The organism is Thermosynechococcus sp. HY596 (genome assembly GCF_030518715.1).
Lineage (GTDB): Bacteria > Cyanobacteriota > Cyanobacteriia > Thermosynechococcales > Thermosynechococcaceae > Thermosynechococcus.
The window spans coordinates 1,934,441-1,951,655 of the sequence record NZ_CP130346.1; the positions used below are offsets into that span (position 1 = coordinate 1,934,441).

At 54.2% G+C, this 17,215-nt stretch carries 17 protein-coding genes; 8 read left to right on the top strand and 9 right to left on the bottom strand.

Annotated features, from left to right (window positions below):
* Nucleotide 1: 1 nt before the first annotated feature.
* A complete protein-coding gene (locus QYC28_RS09535) occupies nucleotides 2-685 on the top strand; it encodes a hypothetical protein (RefSeq protein WP_302679390.1) in 684 nt (227 codons plus the stop codon).
* Between the two features lie 13 nt (nucleotides 686-698).
* Here the strand turns inward: QYC28_RS09535 and QYC28_RS09540 are convergent, their stop codons facing one another.
* The 4 genes from QYC28_RS09540 to QYC28_RS09555 form a co-directional block, all read right to left on the bottom strand.
* Entirely contained in the window at nucleotides 699-1,907 is a 1,209-nt protein-coding gene (locus QYC28_RS09540) for an MlaD family protein (RefSeq protein ID WP_149820289.1), read from the bottom strand.
* A 41-nt stretch (nucleotides 1,908-1,948) separates the two neighbouring features.
* On the bottom strand, nucleotides 1,949-3,589 hold the full coding sequence (nadB, locus tag QYC28_RS09545; RefSeq protein ID WP_286668644.1) for an L-aspartate oxidase: 1,641 nt from the start codon (nucleotides 3,587-3,589) through the stop codon (nucleotides 1,949-1,951).
* Nucleotides 3,590-3,620: 31 nt separating this feature from the next.
* On the bottom strand, nucleotides 3,621-4,025 hold the full coding sequence (gene psbU, locus QYC28_RS09550) for a photosystem II complex extrinsic protein PsbU (RefSeq protein WP_149820293.1): 405 nt from the start codon (nucleotides 4,023-4,025) through the stop codon (nucleotides 3,621-3,623).
* 237 nt (nucleotides 4,026-4,262) lie between these two features.
* Nucleotides 4,263-5,462: an adenylate/guanylate cyclase domain-containing protein gene (locus tag QYC28_RS09555; protein ID WP_286625493.1), complete on the bottom strand. Its 1,200-nt coding sequence runs from the start codon at nucleotides 5,460-5,462 to the stop codon at nucleotides 4,263-4,265.
* A gap of 316 nt (nucleotides 5,463-5,778) precedes the next feature.
* On the opposite strand from QYC28_RS09555, the gene QYC28_RS09560 reads away from it, so the two are divergent.
* The 5 genes from QYC28_RS09560 to QYC28_RS09580 all read left to right on the top strand — a co-directional run bounded on the left by QYC28_RS09560 (nucleotide 5,779) and on the right by QYC28_RS09580 (nucleotide 9,295).
* Complete coding sequence (locus QYC28_RS09560) at nucleotides 5,779-6,273, top strand: Photosystem I reaction center subunit III (protein ID WP_149820294.1); 495 nt, start codon at nucleotides 5,779-5,781, stop codon at nucleotides 6,271-6,273.
* 37 nt (nucleotides 6,274-6,310) lie between these two features.
* Entirely contained in the window at nucleotides 6,311-6,436 is a 126-nt protein-coding gene (gene psaJ, locus QYC28_RS09565; RefSeq protein ID WP_011058244.1) for a photosystem I reaction center subunit IX, read from the top strand.
* Nucleotides 6,437-6,611: 175 nt separating this feature from the next.
* Nucleotides 6,612-7,070 (top strand): 50S ribosomal protein L9, encoded by a 459-nt coding sequence (gene rplI / locus QYC28_RS09570; RefSeq protein ID WP_149820295.1) that lies wholly within the window; start codon nucleotides 6,612-6,614, stop codon nucleotides 7,068-7,070.
* Nucleotides 7,071-7,084: 14 nt separating this feature from the next.
* A complete protein-coding gene (dnaB, locus tag QYC28_RS09575) occupies nucleotides 7,085-8,434 on the top strand; it encodes a replicative DNA helicase (RefSeq protein ID WP_149820297.1) in 1,350 nt (449 codons plus the stop codon).
* Between the two features lie 102 nt (nucleotides 8,435-8,536).
* On the top strand, nucleotides 8,537-9,295 hold the full coding sequence (locus QYC28_RS09580) for a ChaB family protein (protein ID WP_149820298.1): 759 nt from the start codon (nucleotides 8,537-8,539) through the stop codon (nucleotides 9,293-9,295).
* Between the two features lie 67 nt (nucleotides 9,296-9,362).
* Here QYC28_RS09580 and QYC28_RS09585 read toward each other — a convergent pair whose 3' ends face one another.
* The 3 genes from QYC28_RS09585 to QYC28_RS09595 form a co-directional block, all read right to left on the bottom strand.
* Nucleotides 9,363-11,240, bottom strand: a complete 1,878-nt coding sequence (locus QYC28_RS09585) for a hypothetical protein (protein WP_302679391.1) — start codon at nucleotides 11,238-11,240, stop codon at nucleotides 9,363-9,365.
* A 61-nt stretch (nucleotides 11,241-11,301) separates the two neighbouring features.
* Nucleotides 11,302-12,909, bottom strand: a complete 1,608-nt coding sequence (guaA, locus tag QYC28_RS09590; RefSeq protein ID WP_149820302.1) for a glutamine-hydrolyzing GMP synthase — start codon at nucleotides 12,907-12,909, stop codon at nucleotides 11,302-11,304.
* On the bottom strand, nucleotides 12,906-13,118 hold the full coding sequence (locus QYC28_RS09595) for a hypothetical protein (RefSeq protein ID WP_149820304.1): 213 nt from the start codon (nucleotides 13,116-13,118) through the stop codon (nucleotides 12,906-12,908). Before QYC28_RS09595 ends, guaA begins: the two co-directional genes overlap by 4 nt.
* On the opposite strand from QYC28_RS09595, the gene QYC28_RS09600 reads away from it, so the two are divergent.
* Together QYC28_RS09600 and lspA are read left to right on the top strand one after the other, a co-directional pair.
* Entirely contained in the window at nucleotides 13,117-14,196 is a 1,080-nt protein-coding gene (locus QYC28_RS09600; protein WP_149820305.1) for an Mrp/NBP35 family ATP-binding protein, read from the top strand. The two genes, QYC28_RS09595 and QYC28_RS09600, sit on opposite strands and share 2 nt — an antisense overlap.
* Nucleotides 14,193-14,669 carry a signal peptidase II gene (gene lspA, locus QYC28_RS09605; RefSeq protein ID WP_149820307.1) on the top strand — a complete coding sequence of 159 codons (477 nt, stop codon included), beginning with the start codon at nucleotides 14,193-14,195 and terminating at the stop codon, nucleotides 14,667-14,669. The genes QYC28_RS09600 and lspA overlap by 4 nt, the downstream gene beginning before the upstream one ends.
* Here the strand turns inward: lspA and QYC28_RS09610 are convergent.
* Together QYC28_RS09610 and QYC28_RS09615 are read right to left on the bottom strand one after the other, a co-directional pair.
* Nucleotides 14,666-15,421: a metallophosphoesterase gene (locus QYC28_RS09610; RefSeq protein WP_302679392.1), complete on the bottom strand. Its 756-nt coding sequence runs from the start codon at nucleotides 15,419-15,421 to the stop codon at nucleotides 14,666-14,668. The two genes, lspA and QYC28_RS09610, sit on opposite strands and share 4 nt — an antisense overlap.
* Before the next feature lie 11 nt (nucleotides 15,422-15,432).
* The gene (locus tag QYC28_RS09615; RefSeq protein WP_190278053.1) at nucleotides 15,433-17,100 is read right to left on the bottom strand and encodes a DUF3370 domain-containing protein; all 1,668 of its coding nucleotides are present in this window, start codon (nucleotides 17,098-17,100) and stop codon (nucleotides 15,433-15,435) included.
* Between the last annotated feature and the right edge of the window lie 115 nt (nucleotides 17,101-17,215).

The following is a 17,215-nucleotide window of genomic DNA, read 5'->3' on the forward strand; positions in this document are numbered from 1 at the left end:
TATGCGCCCACTCCGTCGCTCTTGGCAACAGGAATCAGAGGACTTCAACCCTTGGATGTCCTACACGGATCTGATGTCTGGCAGCTTGCTGATTTTGAGCTTAATCACGTTTTTCATGATGATTTTTATGATTGTTAATCAAAAACAAGTGAATGAACTGAGAAAACAGCTTCAAACCCAACAGACTGTCCAAGGACCGCCGCCGATTCTCTTTATTCCAGATAATGAAAAATTTCGTTTCCCTGCGGGCAGTGCGCAACTCTCGGAACCGTTTCGCCAATACATTTGGGTCAATTTAGCCTCAATGGTTATGGATACCCGCAAAAAGTATGGCATTGACACCGTGGAAATCATTGGCCATACCGACGGCCAACCCAATCAAGGCGGGGTCAGTAATCTCGATACCTTGCTAGAGCAGGCGGTAGCTACCAATACATTGAACCGCTTGACCCCCGGATCGAATGCTGATCTCGGCCTGATGCGGGCACTGGCGATCGCCAACGAACTGCGCAAGGTGCAAGCAAAACAACCCCAACTGGCTGGCCTGAAATTTCGCGCTTACTCTGCGGGGCAGCTCTACTTGCTCAATGGTCAGCTCGCACCAGCAAACCGCAATCCAGATGTTTCCCGGCGTCGTATCGAAGTGCGCTTTACCCGTACGGGTAGAACAGAAACCGCCCGCTAAACCAATTGCCAACCTAAGGATCATTGGTCACGGCAGCTTCTTCCTCTTTGGGGGGCGTTGCCGCCCCACTTGGACTGGGGGCGGGGCTAGGGGCAGGTGGCTGAGTTTCTCCTAGGGAAGTGGCATGGAGTGCCAAGAATTGCTGCTCAAGCTCTTCACTGGAAGCCAGTAGGCGACTGAGGATTTTAATAAGGCGTCGCAAATCAGACTGGAAGGATTCATCGCCCGTGAGTTTGAGCAAGTCATTCGTGAGTTTTTGGGCATTGATAAATGTTGCGCGTGCCGCATCTAGGGTTTGGGCGATCGACAGCATAATGATGGGACTGCTCAGTGTCCCAGAGACTTTATTGAGATTGGCTGCTGCTTCGGCACCATTTTTAATGAGAGCATCCAAATTGGCCAGCAATTCCCCCTGCTCCAGTTGATTTGTCAGGGGCCGCAGTGCTTTGAGCGTGGTTCTCAGATCGCGGGCAGCACCATCAATGTTGCGCAAGGCGGAGTTAATCGTGTTGCGGTTGACCTCAACCAGTTCGCTGATCTGGTTGGCCGCACGGGTCACTGCTTGCGAGGCGGTGCCAAAATTCCGTAGTTCAGCACGGGCTTCATTACTGAGGGCGTTGAAACTATCGAGAGCAGTGGTCACCCTCGTCAGGGATTGATCGGCACGGTTGACGGTGCGGGTTGCGCCCAAAATAAGGGTATTGGCATTGTTGATAATCCCCGATTCCTCAAGGGCAGTGGTAAAACGAGTGGCCGCTCGCACCAAATCCTCTAAGCTGGCAGTGCGTACCCCAGTCACGCGATCGCCATTGCAGTAAATCAAGTCTGGTTGGCACTTGGGGGCAAAGGCAGTGACGCCCTCGGGAATCTCCGGTACCCGCTCCTTGGGGGTAAAGTCCAAGAAGGCCTGACCAATAAAACCCGACTGGCGAATCTCCGGTACAGCACTACGGGGAATTAACACATTATTGACGCGCACACTCACTTGGACACCATTGGCGTCAAACCCAATGGCCGTGACGCGACCCACTTGGACACCGCGATAGCGCACCTGTGTCCCCACCGCTAAGCCGGGTGCTGTATCCAATTCCACCTCAAGGGTGTAGCTATTGGTACCGGCAAGGTTGCCCCGCAACCAGAGTAGGCCGACCCCTAATGTGGCTAAGCCCGCAAGGATCACCAGACCCACCAAACTTTCCTGCACACGTCGTGACTGCATCATAGGGATAGATCACCGCAAAAAATTTTTGGAATCTATAGCAACTATAGTTTACTCTGGACGCCTTGAATTGCCGCTTTTTGCCAGTGCTCTCCCCAAATTAGGGTGTGCATTTGCCAATTGGGATCGGGTTGGGGGTAGTCTTGACGGTAGTGGCCTCCGCGGCTTTCCTCGCGAAAGAGGGCACTTTTGAGAATTAAGTAGGCAATGTCCAAGAGATTGCGTAGCTCGCCCCATTCCCAAAGAGTTGTCTGGGCGGCTGTATTGCTGAGGGTATAGCAGTGATTGGGGTTGAGTTCACGAAGGGCGATCGCAATCGGATGAGCCAGCAATTCTTGGCGCCATTCCTTCACTTGGGAAAGAGCGGCCATCAGCGTGGGAGCATCGCGACAAATGCCAGCACTTTGCCACAGGAGTTCCCGCAGATCTTGGCGCCACTGCCGAAAACTCACTGGCTCAATTTCAAGGGCTTGCTGGCTAACAGGGGACACCGCCAAGGGAAGGGGCTGAGGGTGCAGATGTGCCAGTTGAGCTGAAAAGACAAAGCATTCCAAAAGGGAGTTACTAGCAAGGCGATTGGCACCGTGGACACCAGTACTGGCAACTTCACCAACGGCATAGAGGCCGGGAAGGCTGGTCTTAGCCTGCAAATCGGTGACGACTCCCCCCATCCAGTAATGGGCTGCTGGGGACACGGGAATGGGTTGCTGTTCAACGTCAATGCCCCACTGCCGACAGACAGCAATGATTTTCGGAAAACGGTAGTGCAGGCGATCGCGAGAAATCGGTCGTAAGTCCAGCCAGACATGGGGGGCATGGCTCTGCTGAAGGTGACGGTAAATGGCACGACTGACAATGTCTCGTGGTGCCAGCTCGCCAGCAGGATGGTAGTCCGCCACAAAGCGATGCCCTGTGTGGTCTATGAGATGTGCCCCTTCACCGCGCACCGCTTCACTGATCAGAAATCGCGGTGCTCCCTCAACGGCAAGAGCGGTGGGATGAAATTGGAAAAACTCGACATCCCGAATGTGTGCTCCTGCCCGCCATGCCATTGCCACACCATCGCCAGTGCTTAAGGGGGGATTCGTGGTTTGGGCAAAAACTTGACCGCCGCCCCCCGTGGCGAGAACAACTGCACCCGAGCGCAGCCACTGAAGTTGTCCCTGACACAACAGACACACCCCACAGCATCGCCCCGACTCTAGCCACAGATCAAAGACAAAGCTATTGGGCAGAAGCGTGATATGGGGTGCAGCAGTGACCTGTTCGAGCAGTGTTGTAATCAGGGCTTGACCTGTGGTGTCAGCGGCATGAAGTACCCGAGGACGAGAATGAGCCGCTTCGAGGGTCAGAGCCGGGCGATCGCCCACGCGATCAAAAGCTACCCCCATCGCCAAGAGCCGCTCCACCTGTACCGGTGCCTGCTCAACCAAAAACTGGACACTCACTGGATCACAGAGGCCAGCCCCCGCAGCAAGGGTATCTTGGGCATGGAGTAGGGGAGAATCCGTCGGGTCAATGGCCGCAGCCATACCGCCTTGTGCCCAGCCACTGGCAGATTGTCGAAGGTCAGTTTTGGTAATCAGGCCAATGCGATAGCTAGGGGGAAGGGCAAGGGCAGCACTGAGACCCGCAGCACCACTGCCAATGATTAAGACATCAAATCCAGAAGTTGCGGGAGTCAACGCTAACCCAAAATTGATCTAATGAGGGTAGTTATTTGTATAGCCCATTATTATAGCGATCGCCACCCTCAACGAGAGCCGTTTCCACCTCGGTCACCGTAAAGTGATCCAAGTTTTCCCGCAGAATTTCCTTTTGCCGCTCCGTCAAACCGGGAATGTTCAGGACATCTTCAACGGATTGGTAGGGGGCATTTTTAACGATTAATTTAGCTAGGGTTGGGTACAGACCGCGGTATTGAATAAAGGCGGCAATGTTGGTATTGTTAAGGTCAATTTTTTCACCATAGGCAGTGCCGAGTTTTTCATCTATCACATTGACCAGTTCTTCTTCAGTGGATGTAGTTGCCGCCAAGGTTGGGGCACTCCAGTTGATCCAGCCCAACAGGCTAACGCCCACGAAGTAAGCCAGTGCTAGCCAGCGGCCCAAACGTTGCATAATTCCTTTACCTCCCAAATCTCACAGATCATTACAAAAAACAGCGGTTCATTAAGAGTCAAAGCAAAGAACTGACCACATCGCACAGCGAGCGCAGGCGGCGGTAGCCGATCGCCAGCAGGGTGACAGAGGAAACTGAGGCATTACGCCCACAATAGACTGATGTCTAGACTGCCCCCTACAGGTGATTCAATAATATCAGAGGGAGGCCGTCCCTTAATCCCTTTTTTCAGGTGTTTAGTGCAGGGTGTCCCTCCCTTTGATGGCTTGGGCAAGGAACCGATGGAGGTCATCAAAGCTGCCCACGTAGGCGGGTACAGGGGCATCATAGCCCTTGAGGTTCAGCACTTGGGGTCGAAAGGGGACAACGGTTGGACAAGACTGTACAAGGTAGTGGTAGGTGGTTGCCCCCATAGCCAGATCAGCGGCAATGGTTTTGGTGGCACTCTCAAGGCGAAAGGCAGCGTTAACGGTATCTCCCAGAGCAGTATAGTCGGGGCGATCGCCACTCCCCGTATTCCCCACCATTGCATAGCCTGTATTCAAACCAGAACCAATGCGCAGTGGCCACGGCAAGGGATAGTGCTGGTGCAGTTCTCCCGTCATCAGCCGTAAATCCTCTAAGGCAGAGAGGGTGTGGCAAATTTCTTGATAGCCAATCTCCTCGCTTTCGTGGATCCAAACCGCCATGACCGCATCGCCAATGTACTTATCGACCCAACTGCCGTATTGACGAATAATCTCACCCGCCCGATGAAACCACGTGCCAATTAGCTCCGACAGTAGCTCCTCTTCGAGTTGCCGCGTCAGCTTGGTAAAGTCACGAATATCCACAACCAAGACCGTCAACAGGCGGCGGACATGGAGCAGTGCTGTGGAGGAGCCTTCGGATTGAGGCAAAGACAGAGTGGCATTTTCGGCAAATAGGGGGGCAAAGGGTTCGTTAAAAAAGTCCAGTTCCGTTTGGCCAAAGGTAATGCGATCGCCATTGTGCAGGGCAACGGGAATACTGACGCGGCGACCATTGACGAACGTGCCATTGCGACTGCCGAGATCAATGAGATAAAACTCCCCCTGTCCCATGCGCTGAATCATGGCATGGTTCCGTGACATCCAGCGATCGCTGAGCACAATGGAATTGTCTTCACTGCGGCCAATGGTCCAGCAGTTCCCCCCTGTCAAGGGAAAATAACAAACCGTGTCCTCACTCACCAGTGCCAGATGGGGTTCTGAGGGGGGTGGGGTCTCAGGGTGAACGACCTCAGGGGCGCCGGGAATCTGCGAGAGGGTATGGCGGAGTTGATTAATAATTTGCTGCTGACGCAAAATAATCGCCACTAACTGTTGGGCAGGTAAGGTCTCGAGGATCTTTTGGTCGGGCAAGTTAAACGTCAGGTCAGCATCCATGGGGGGCAAAATAGGAGAAACACTTTTCATAGTTGCGAAATCACCGTGGGTCAGCTCTCCCCCCAGCGCCACCGATGTGTAGATGTTTCAAAGTCAAATCCAGCAATAGATCCAGTCTAGCAAAGGAGCTTTGTCTGGCTCAATAGATGCAGTCTGTGCGGTAGCACCAATCAACCATAGAGCGATCGCCAGAGGAAGCATTAGTCAGCATTTGCCCTCGTAAAAATTATTAACCTTTCCCCTAGGGTTGGGTTGAAGCCCATCCGCTAAAATGATGGCAGCTTTGGGAGGGATTGCTCTCTCCGTGAATGCACTTTGACCTGTCTGCATTTGAGGACAACACTCCATGCGTCGATTGTTAGCCCTACTCCTTGTCTTGACCCTGTGGCTAGGTTTTACCCCTCTAGCCGCCGCTGATGTGGCAGGACTCGTCCCCTGCAAAGATTCTCCTGCCTTTCAAAAACGCGCTGCCGCTGCTGTGAATACCACCGCTGATCCCGCCTCCGGTCAAAAACGGTTTGAGCGCTATAGTCAAGCCCTGTGCGGCCAAGATGGTTTGCCCCACCTCGTTGTGGATGGTCGCCTCAGCCGTGCCGGTGATTTTCTCATTCCCAGTGTGCTCTTCCTGTACATTGCCGGCTGGATTGGCTGGGTGGGTCGCGCCTACTTGATTGCCGTGCGCGATAGCGGTGAAGCCAATGAAAAAGAAATCATTATTGATGTGCCCCTTGCCATCAAATGCATGCTCACGGGGTTTGCTTGGCCATTGGCTGCCCTCAAGGAGCTGGCAGCGGGTGAACTCACCGCCAAAGACAACGAAATCACCGTTTCCCCTCGCTAGCTTCACTGTTTGTTGACTGTCATAAGGACGACGTACCATGAAACACTTTTTGACCTATCTTTCCACCGCGCCCGTGCTGGCCGCCATTTGGATGACGATTACCGCTGGGATTTTGATTGAGTTTAATCGTTTCTATCCCGACTTGCTCTTCCATCCCCTTTAAGTGAACCCTTAACTTTGGAACAAACTCGGTACAAGGGTGGAACAGCGTTCTGCCCTTTTTTTGTCGCAATTGCTGCCGAGAGGCTATAGAATAGTTATTTGTCCTAAAATAGCAGCCGTAGCCACCAGCGCTGACGCTTGCTGTTAACCCATCCAGTTAATGAAAGAGGATCCCCATGGCAAAGCGGGTGCAAGTTGTCTTGAATGAAACCGTCAATAAACTCGGGCGAATGGGTCAAGTCGTCGAAGTCGCCCCCGGCTATGCCCGTAATTACCTATTTCCAAGAGGGATTGCCGAGCCAGCAACCCCCAGTGCCCTGCGGCGCGTAGAGCGGCTCCAAGAAAAAGAACGGCAGCGGCTTGCCGAACTCAAAGGCGTTGCTGAAAAACAAAAAGCCACCCTCGAAAAACTGGCCACCATTACCATCTCAATGCCCGTGGGCGAAAAAGATATGCTCTTTGGCAGCGTTACACCGCAAGATGTGGCCGATGCCATCCAAGCCATTACCGGCGAAACCATTGATCGCCGTGAAATGATTCTGCCTGAGATTCGCAAATTGGGCACCTACACGGCTGAAATCAAGCTCCACCCCGAAGTGAGTGTCAAACTCAATATCCAAGTCGTTGCCGATTAGGGCTAGCCTCCTTGATGGTTCAGGAGCCAAGTTTTCAGCCCGATAGCCAACTGATTCCCCCCCAGAACCTCGAAGCGGAAGAGTGGATCTTGGGGGGTATTCTCTTAGACCCGGAAGCCATCAACCGGGTGGTGGATATTTTGCCGGTTGAGGCCTTTTACCTCAGTGCCCACCGCGAGATCTATCGGGCAGCAGTTTCTCTCCACAGTCGCGGCAGCCCCACGGATCTGCTGTGCGTTACCGCTTGGCTACAGGATCAGGGGCTATTGGAGCGAGTTGGGGGGCACACCAAGCTGGCAGAACTGGTGGAGCGCACAGTGAGCGCGATCAATATCGATCGCTACGCCCTCTTGGTCAAGGAAAAATACCTGCGCCGTAAGCTTATTGAAGCCGGTACCCATGTGGTGAAGCTGGGTTACGATAGCAGCCTCTCATTGAATGTGATCTTGGATCAGGCCGAGCAGCAGATCTTTAGTGTGACGCAGGATCGGATTCAGCAGGGATTGACCCGCACCGATGAAATTCTTACCCGCACGTTTACGGAATTGGAGCAGCGGGCGATCGGTAATATTCAGCCGGGTCTATCCTGCAATTTCTATGATCTGGACAACATGACCCAAGGCTTCCAGCGATCGGACTTGATTATCATTGCCGGTCGTCCTTCAATGGGCAAGACGGCGATCGCCCTACAGATTGCCCGTCGCATTGCCGAAATTCACAATCTGGGGGTGGCGATCTACAGCCTTGAGATGTCCAAGGAGCAACTGGTGCAACGTCTCCTTGCCAGCGAAGCCCGCATTGACAGCAACTATTTACGGGCGGGGCGCATTAGCCAACACCAGTGGGAACCCCTAAGTCGGGCGATCGGGATTCTCTCGCAACTGCCCATCTACATTGACGACACTCCCAATCCCACCCTTGGGGAGATTCGCTCCACTGCCCGTCGCCTCCATGCCGAGCATCCCAACGGTCTCGGCCTCATTTTGATTGACTATCTGCAACTGATGGGTGGCGAAGAAACCACAGAAGGTCGGGTGCAGGAACTCTCCAAAATTACCCGCTCCCTCAAGGGACTGGCGCGGGAACTCAATGTCCCTGTCATTGCCCTCTCCCAACTCAGCCGCAGTGTCGAATCACGGCAAAATAAACGCCCCCTGATGTCTGATTTGCGCGAATCCGGCTCCATTGAACAGGATGCCGACTTGGTGATCCTGTTGTACCGCGATGAATATTACAACCCTGATACCCCCGATCGCGGCATTTGTGAACTCCTGATTGCCAAGCACCGCAATGGCCCAGTGGGCACCGTCAAGCTCCTCTTTGACCCCCAATACACTCGCTTTGAAAACCTTGCCCGCGATTAGTCGAGTGGGGAGAGCATTCTGTTTCCTCACCTTGGAGGTTCGGTGTCAACGATAATTGCTCCTATCTATACTGGGGTCATGTCCTGACGAGGAAACCCATCAATGCGTACGACTTTTGCTCAACCAGCAACAAAATGTGTCTCGGCCACCTTCAAGGAAGAGGCCAAAGTCAAAGAGGCGATCGAACGACTCTTGAATCGCGGTGTGCCCAAGGAAAATATCTCAATCATTGGCCGCAATTTTCAGTCTGAAGCCCGCATTAGTGGATTTATTACCAAGAAAGATATTATTTTGGATGGCGTCACCACGGGGGCACTCTATGGCTCGATCTTTGGTTCGCTGCTGAGTCTGCTAACCGGAGTCGGCGTTCTCTTTATTCCTTTTATTGGCGTGGTGGCTGCTGCTGGCCCTTTGGCGGCTGCCCTTTTGGGGGCGACCAGTGGTGCCCTCTATGGTGCGTTGGGCGCCGGCCTAGGATCCGCACTGATTTCCTTGGGGATGCCGCAGGACAAAGCTGCCATTTATCAAACGCGGGTACAGGCAGGTGAATTTTTGCTGGTCGTTGAAGTCCCTGAGGACAAAGCCGGCGAGATTTTTCTCCTGTTACAATCCGCTGGCGGTCAAGAGGCGGCCATTACTGAGATGCAAATTCCGCGTCAACCGGAGGGTCAGTTGTCTGGGCCAGAGGACATTTCCCCAGAAGTGCGTGCCGATCTCTCGGAGACGGCTCAGTCTAAATTTGTCGAAGCCTACAATGAGGCGCTGAAGGAGTCCAACGATGAAAAAAATGCCCTCATTAAGGCGTGGGAGCACATCAAGCGCCTCTTCCAACGGGATGATAAAGGCATCTACGGCAGTTAGGCGTTAGCCCCTTCTCCCCCTTCATTGCGCTTGAGGGGGGACTAACAACTATTGAGTTTGCATGACTTTAATTCTCCTGTGGCCGCGATCCGCCAAATAGCCAATGGAGGTTGACCCCCACCCCCGGCGACCCCTGACCGACAAGACCTGCATTGGGAATACTGCTGCCGACTGCCGTTGATCCATAGAGATCAATGCCTAGTCCCCACTGGGGCACGACGTAACGCAAGCCGGCACTATAGACCCCCGTTTGACCAAAGACCGGAGTGGCTTCCGCAATAAATTGGAGGTTGCGGACTACCTCAACATTGAGGCCGACCCCGATACCACCCACTACTTTTTGATTAGGAGTAAAAATCCCTAACTTGGGATTCAGCAGTAGTGCCACATTCTTGGTTGGCTCATACATAAAGGCCAGTTCCAAGCCGCCTAGGGAACGGCTACCCCCTCCCCCCTGCTTAATGCCACGATTAAATGAGCCTTGAAAGGCCAAAGAAAAGGGATCCCCTTGCGTTTGATCCAGAAAGCGCAACTTCGCTGCTAGCCCCAACTGCAAGTTACCACTGTAGTTGAGGTTTTCGATGAGGGTTTCGCCGCGCTCCCACTGTTCAATGGCAATGGCAAATTGGGCATCGTAGGCAAGACCAAAGCCCACCTGAAAACCGGTTCCTGTGGTGCCGCTATTGCCCCGCAGGTGCAGCATCCCCGGATCAAGGGTGCTGGGGGAGGTAAGGGTGAGGCCATTGAGTAAAAGCTGGCGATCGCGATCCGTGAGGGGTTGCCGAGGCCCACTGCGAAAACTGGGCAAAAAGGGTGGCGCAAAATCAGGCCCCATATTGGGGGTATAGCTTAATCCCGCCATGACACCCACTTGATCGGCACCGGGCAAAAAAGCCAAGGTACGACTTGCAGGTGTAATGCCAAAGGCGTTGGTGGCTGCCAAATCAATACTCACTGCAGGGTTCACTAGAAAGCGCACACCGGCACTCCACACGGGCAGGTTGACGATCGCGCCATCGCTACTGCGCACGGCATTGCCCCCCGGACCGACGGGCATATTGACATCGGCAAAAAGATTAAAGCGAGGATGGGGCTGCCAACTGATGCCTGTGCCAAAGTTGAAGTTCGTGCCGTAAAATTCCCCTCCCTTGTTCACTGTGTCGGGAAAATAGGTGAGGTTGGGCGTAAAGTGCCACTGCAACTGGGGATTAAAGGAATAGGTCATTGGCGCTTGCAATGAGGCGGCAACCGTCCACGTTCCGGCTCGTGCGGCACCCGGCACAAAGAGGAAATTGTCCGATCGCACCCGTACTGCCTCTAGGGAGCCCGCCACAGCCACCGATAGATTCTCGCCGCGATGCACTTGATATTTGAGACCAGCAGCGATCGCTCCAAACTGCAGGTCGGGCTGTAGCCCCTTCACCAAGCGTCCCAAGGGATCGTCGTAGTAATTGCCACTAAAGCTCACTTGCAAGCGATGATTGATCGCATAGTCAATGGAGCCATAGAAAATTTGCAGACCGCCGCCGCCCCCAGCCACTTGGGGATCATAGTTGCGAATTCCCCCCCGTAGTTCAAGGGTTTGCTCCGGCAGGATATTGGCGGTCTCCAAGTTAAAGAGACGGGTGGGCGGACGCATTAAGGGGGGAATGCGATACTGGGGTTCTTCGGCAATGACGGGTGTCGGTGCCTGCTCAGCTACAGGGGGCAAAATGGGTTGCGCCAGTTCTTCTGGCGTCGCTGGTTGCCACAGGCGATCGCCCCTAGGTTCGGGAACGGCTTGCCATTGGGGCAGTGCTTCCACCGTTGGTGCCACTTCAAAGGTGGGGTGAGTTATTGGCCGAGCCTCAATTTGCCATTGGGGCGGGCTAGATTGCGCCGTTGCCGCGAGGGGCAGCCATACACCTGCACTAAAGCCAAGGGCCAGCGTCCATTTGCTGTTCATGCCACATCACTCACACCACCATCTCTCCCAGTTAAACCGATCGCTCCCCTTTCTGGCAAATTTATTCCCACTCAATGGTTCCCGGTGGCTTGGAGGTAATGTCATAGACCACCCGATTCACCCCCGGCACCTCGTTGACAATGCGGTTGGAAATGCGCTCGAGGAGATCGTAGGGCACCCGTGCCCAATCAGCGGTCATTCCATCTTCACTGGTGACAAACCGCAGCACCACTGGATAGGCATAGGTTCGCTGATCGCCCATTACCCCCACAGTGCGAATCGGCAGCAGCACCGCAAAGGCTTGCCAAAAGTCGTGGTACATCTCGGCGCGGTTAATTTCCTGCCGCACAATCAGATCCGCATCCCGCAGAATCTCTAGGCGTTCCGGGGTCACTTCCCCCAGAATCCGAATCGCTAAACCGGGACCGGGAAAAGGATGCCGCCGCACAATTTCTTCGGGCAGACCCAGCGATCGCCCCACTTGGCGCACTTCATCCTTAAAGAGCTTGCGCAGGGGTTCCACCAGCTTAAAGCGCAGGTTCTCCGGCAGACCGCCCACATTGTGGTGGCTCTTGATTTTCACCGCTACGCGCTCGCCAGTTTGCGGGTCAATGTTGGTATTCGCCGATTCAATGACATCGGGATACAGCGTGCCCTGAGCAAGGTAGTCAAAAGGCCCTAGCCGCTGCGACTCTTCCTCAAAAACGCGGATAAATTCATGGCCAATGCGTTTGCGCTTTTCTTCGGGGTCTGTGACGCCCACCAGTTGGGCAAGGAAGCGATCGCGGGCATTGACGTACTCCACCTTGATGTGAAACTGCTCCTGAAAGAGCTTGAGGAGTCGCTCCGGTTCGCCTTTGCGCATGAACCCTTGGTCAATGAACATACAGGTGAGTTGATCGCCAATGGCGCGGTGGAGCAAAAAGGCCAGGGTCGAGGAATCCACCCCCCCCGATAGGGCAAGGAGTACCCGTTTGTCCCCCACTTTGGCGCGCACTTCCCGGATCGCTTCTTCGACAAAGGCAGCCGTTGTCCAAGTGGGTTCACAATCGCAAATGTGATAGACAAAGTTGCGGATCAGGGCAATACCGCCCACGGAGTGCACCACCTCTGGGTGGAACTGAACGCCATAGAGTTTCCGCTCTGGATGGGCGATCGCTGCCATTGGCGTATTGTGGGTATGCGCCAAGACGCGAAAACCGGAGGGCAACTCGGTGACGCTATCACCATGACTCATCCACATAATTGTTTCTTGCTCAACATTCGTGAGCAGATCCGTGGGGTCGTCAATAAAGAGCGCTGCCTTGCCATACTCGCCAGCGGTGGCTCGCTCCACAGTTCCCCCCAACTGTTGCACCATCAGTTGCATGCCATAGCACACGCCAAGGATGGGAATGCCGAGGTTCCAAATTTCTGGATCACATTGGGGAGCATTCTCGTCATAGACGGAGTTGGGGCCACCGGAGAGAATGATGCCCTTGGGGGCTAATTGGGCAAGTTGCTCAGCAGTGGTGCGGTAGGAAATGACCTCGGAATAGACTTGGGTCTCACGAATGCGGCGGGCAATGAGTTCGGAGTATTGCGACCCAAAATCAAGAATGACAATAAGTTGGCGTTGCAGGCCTTGACCGGCGGCTGTGGCGGGTTGGTGGAGGGTGGAGTGAGTCAACGTTGCAATCCTTCTGATCCCAAATGGCTAATACTTTCCAGAATACCGCCCTTTTCTGAAATATGGTGTAGGCAAATGGGGGTGTAATCCCGTCTGAGAGCGGTCTTGGCTTGCATCCTTTGCTGTATCGCTGCTGTGGCTGGCGGGGGAATCTGCCTAACAGTGGTACGATCGCTATCTAAGTAGCGAATGTAACGAATCACCTGCATGAGTGCCCCCCTTACTGTTGAGTCTGTGTTGGCCGTTCTGCGTCCTGTGGAAGATCCCGAGTTACGGCGATCGCTAGTGGAACTCAACATGATCCGCGATGTTGCCATTGAGGATGGCACGGTTCGCTTTACACTGGTGCTGACAACCCCGGCTTGCCCCCTACGGGAATTTATTGTCGAGGATTGCAAGAAGGCCGTCTTTACTCTGCCGGGGGTGATGGATGTGCAAGTGGCGGTTACCGCTGAAACGCCGCAGCAAAAGAGCCTGCCCGATCGCACCGATGTAGCAGGAGTCAAGAACATTATTGCCGTCTCCAGTGGTAAAGGGGGGGTCGGCAAAAGTACCGTTGCGGTGAATTTAGCCCTTGCCCTTGCCCAAGCGGGGGCTGCCGTTGGCATTATTGATGCGGATATCTATGGGCCGAATGTTCCCACGATGCTGGGGCTAGAGGATGCCATTGTCGAAGTGCGCAAGGAAGCCAGAGGCGATGTCCTGTTACCTCCGGTAGCTCATGGTTTGAAAGTGGTGTCGATGGCCTTCCTGATTGATCGTGATCAGCCGGTCATTTGGCGCGGTCCCATGCTCAATGGCATTATTCGCCAATTTCTCTACCAAAGTGATTGGGGCGCATTGGACTATCTGATTGTGGATTTGCCCCCCGGCACTGGGGATGCCCAACTCACACTGGCGCAAGCGGTACCAATGGCAGGTGTAGTGATTGTAACAACGCCCCAACCTGTTGCCCTTGGGGATGCGCGGCGGGGATTGCGGATGTTTCAGCAGTTGGGAGTCACGGTCCTTGGGCTGGTGGAAAATATGAGCTACTTTATTCCCCCTGATTTGCCCAATCGTCGCTATGACATTTTTGGCAGTGGGGGCGGTGAAGCCTTGGCGGCGGAAATGGGTGTACCCCTTTTAGGACAGGTGCCCTTGGAATTGCCCGTGCGGGAAGGGGGAGATTTGGGTCAACCGATTCTCATTGCGGATCCGCAGTCTGCTTCGGCGCAAGCGCTGCGAGCGATCGCCCAACAGGTGGCGGCACGGGTCTCAGTGGCTGCCCTTAGTCCTGTGGGATGAGCAGTCAGCGGCTCAAGATCAAGAATCCCCTTTTTTGGTGGGCGGCTGGCCTCGCCTTAATTAGCGATCGCCTGACGAAAGCATGGATTGTGGCCACCTATGCCCTAACAGTGCCGCCGCAAACAACGCCCATTATCCCCGGTGTCTTTCACATTACCTACGTTACAAATACTGGGGCGGCCTTTAGCCTCTTTGCCAATGGCAGTGTCTGGTTGCGCTGGCTGTCTCTCATCGTGAGCTTGGGTCTGATCACTTGGGCGGTGCTCGGTCCGAGATTAGATCGCTGGCAGCAAGTGGGCTATGGCTGTTTACTGGGTGGCGCCTTAGGCAATGGCATTGATCGCTTTCTCACGGGCGAGGTGGTTGACTTCTTGGATTTTCGCTTGGTTCAATTTCCCGTCTTTAATGTGGCGGACATTGCCATCAATATCGGCATTGCCTGTCTTTTGTGGTCGGCGTGGCGCCAGCGCTAGCTGATACTGTAGGAGACATCTCTTAAATCAGTTAAAAATTGAGCCAATTCTCCTTGGCGGGTACCACCGTAGAGCACATTCACTTGATAGACCCATTGATTCGTCCAGTCGAGGGCTGTTAACCAACCACTGCGGCGATGGTAGGCACCGGTTTCAATGTCTATCCAGCCAGCACCCCGCACGATTTGTCCTGCTTCGACATTGGGAAACGTAAAGGTAATCGTGTGACCCACCACAATTGTTTTATCCGCAAAGTAGGGGATGGGGTGGCCTAAAAACTGTTCGCGGATCCAGCAGCATTGTTGACTGCCTTGCTGTTCTAGGGAAAGATAGGGATCAAGACCTGCATGGACAACAAACACATCCCCTAAATCTTCATAGAAGGGAACTGTGTGCAGCCAGTCGAGGTGCTGCCAAAGCAACTCTGTGGAGGTGTAGCTGGCAAGGGTCTCATCCCCACCACTATTCGACCAGACAAAGAGCTGCGCGGCATTGATTTGTTTGCCCTCGAAGGTGAGGAGCATCATGTCTTCGTGGTTGCCCCGCACAGCACTATAGCCACACTGGCGCACGAATTCCACGACAGCGGCACTACTCGGCCCTCGATCCACAAGGTCGCCAAGAAAGTACAGGCGATCGCCCACGCGAGGTGAAACGAGATCTAGTAAACGGCACAGGCCTTCATAGTGACCGTGGACATCCCCAATCAGAACAAGGCGATTGTCCTTTCGACACGCTGCGCGATCGCCCACTGTGGTCACTCCTATGGCACTGTCACTGGTGTAAGGGACAGAGAATTGGCAGCCGCTGGCGCTTGAGTGGTGTTCTCATAGCTAGGGCCAAGTAATGTTGCCACTGTCAGCACTTGGGGTGGGGTGGCATCGGGTGGGTAGACTAGATCCACAATAACATCCCGTTTTTCACCTGGACGCATATTTAATGTCACTAATGGTTCTCCCCGCTGACCCCGCCGCTGTACCAAATGGACATAGCGCTCTTGAGCCTGTCCTAAATCATCTGTAAAGCGAACACGCACCGTTCCCCGGAAAAACACTTGGGGAGCCGGGGGTTCCAAAAATTGGAGGACGACACTGCGGTGATCTTGTTTGAGAGGGGTTTGCAGCGTTAGCACCACCGACTGGAACTGACGGGTATTGTTGACCAAGGGCAAGGTCAAACTATAGTGAACACCATAATTGCCATGGGCGTAGTAGGCGGTGTCTGGATAGCGTACTAACATGGGGGCACTTTGAATTTGACCCGTGCCAAGGGTACCTCGGTGGAGCGTACTAATGCCATAGGAGATGGCTCGCCCCGGTGCCGGAATCGTTAAAGCCTGTCCATGGGTTTGGCCATCGGTGAGGGTAGCTTGCCAGCGAGAGCCCTGACTGACACCGGCCACACGGCCATAAAAGAAGCGACCAAACTGACTACTATTGGGGGGCGTGGGTGGAATGTCGCGGGGGGTAACCAGTTGACCGCGATGGAGCATTGCCCACCATTCCTCTAGGGTGGGTGCCCGTTCGGTGCCCTGCTCGTTCATGCGGGCAAACATTGACATTTGCGCTAAGTAAATCGGGCCACTACTTTCTAAATACATCAGGGTGGAGCGGCCATTGGAGGAGGAGACTTCACCAAAGGGATTTGTATCCGGGATTAGGGGTAACTTGGGGCCGACGCTGCCATCGGCATTGAGCATAAACTCTGCCCGAACCCGATTGAGTACCGCATTGGGAAATTGAGTGGGCAACGGCAGCGGCAAATTCGCCAACATCCGCGCTTCGCGAGGGGGAATGGTTATCTGTGAGGGAAAGAACGTCTGCCGTACCCCCCGCAGCACTTGGTTGGTGACGCGACTCCCAGGCCCTGAAAAAACAAAGCCCGTGGGGTTATCGAGCATGGCGGGCAAATTGCGGAAGGGAGCATCTGGCGTACTTAAAAAACTAGCGGCTTGATGAAATCTCACCGTGACATAGCGATCCGTTGGGTTATAGGCCAACAGCCCCAAATAGAGGGTTGGCGTACTCACCGCCCGATTGGATTGGGTAATGTGGTGGGCAAAGACATCAAAGCGCCCCTCTAAGGGATAGTTGAGGTGAGCCGCCGGTTGCCATTTCCCGTGGGGTGGAAAGGTGGAGAGGAGAATTCCCTCAGAGCGCACCATCTCTGGACTGTTGCTGTTAAAGACGGGCACATCGTCTAATTGGCCGGGAAGTGGACGAATGTCTTGGGGAAAATAGGCAAAATTGGTGGGTGTGACGTAGGCCGTTGCAGCGGGTGGGGAAGGGACTTCAGGGGGTGGAACGTTGACGGGTACCGCATTGGCCTGAACAACAACATTCGAGCGAGGCGAATATTCCTGTACAACGGTGGATGAATGTTGGGGTGGAGTTGCTAGAGCGGCTTGTGCCACAAGAATGGGAGCAAGCATATTCGATCCAAACCACAGCATTACATGAGTGAGCAGTTCGCAAAAGTGAGGACAGGATCATCGTTTCTGCCCAAAAGTTGCATTCCCAAAGTATAGCCTAGGTTTGTAGAAAATC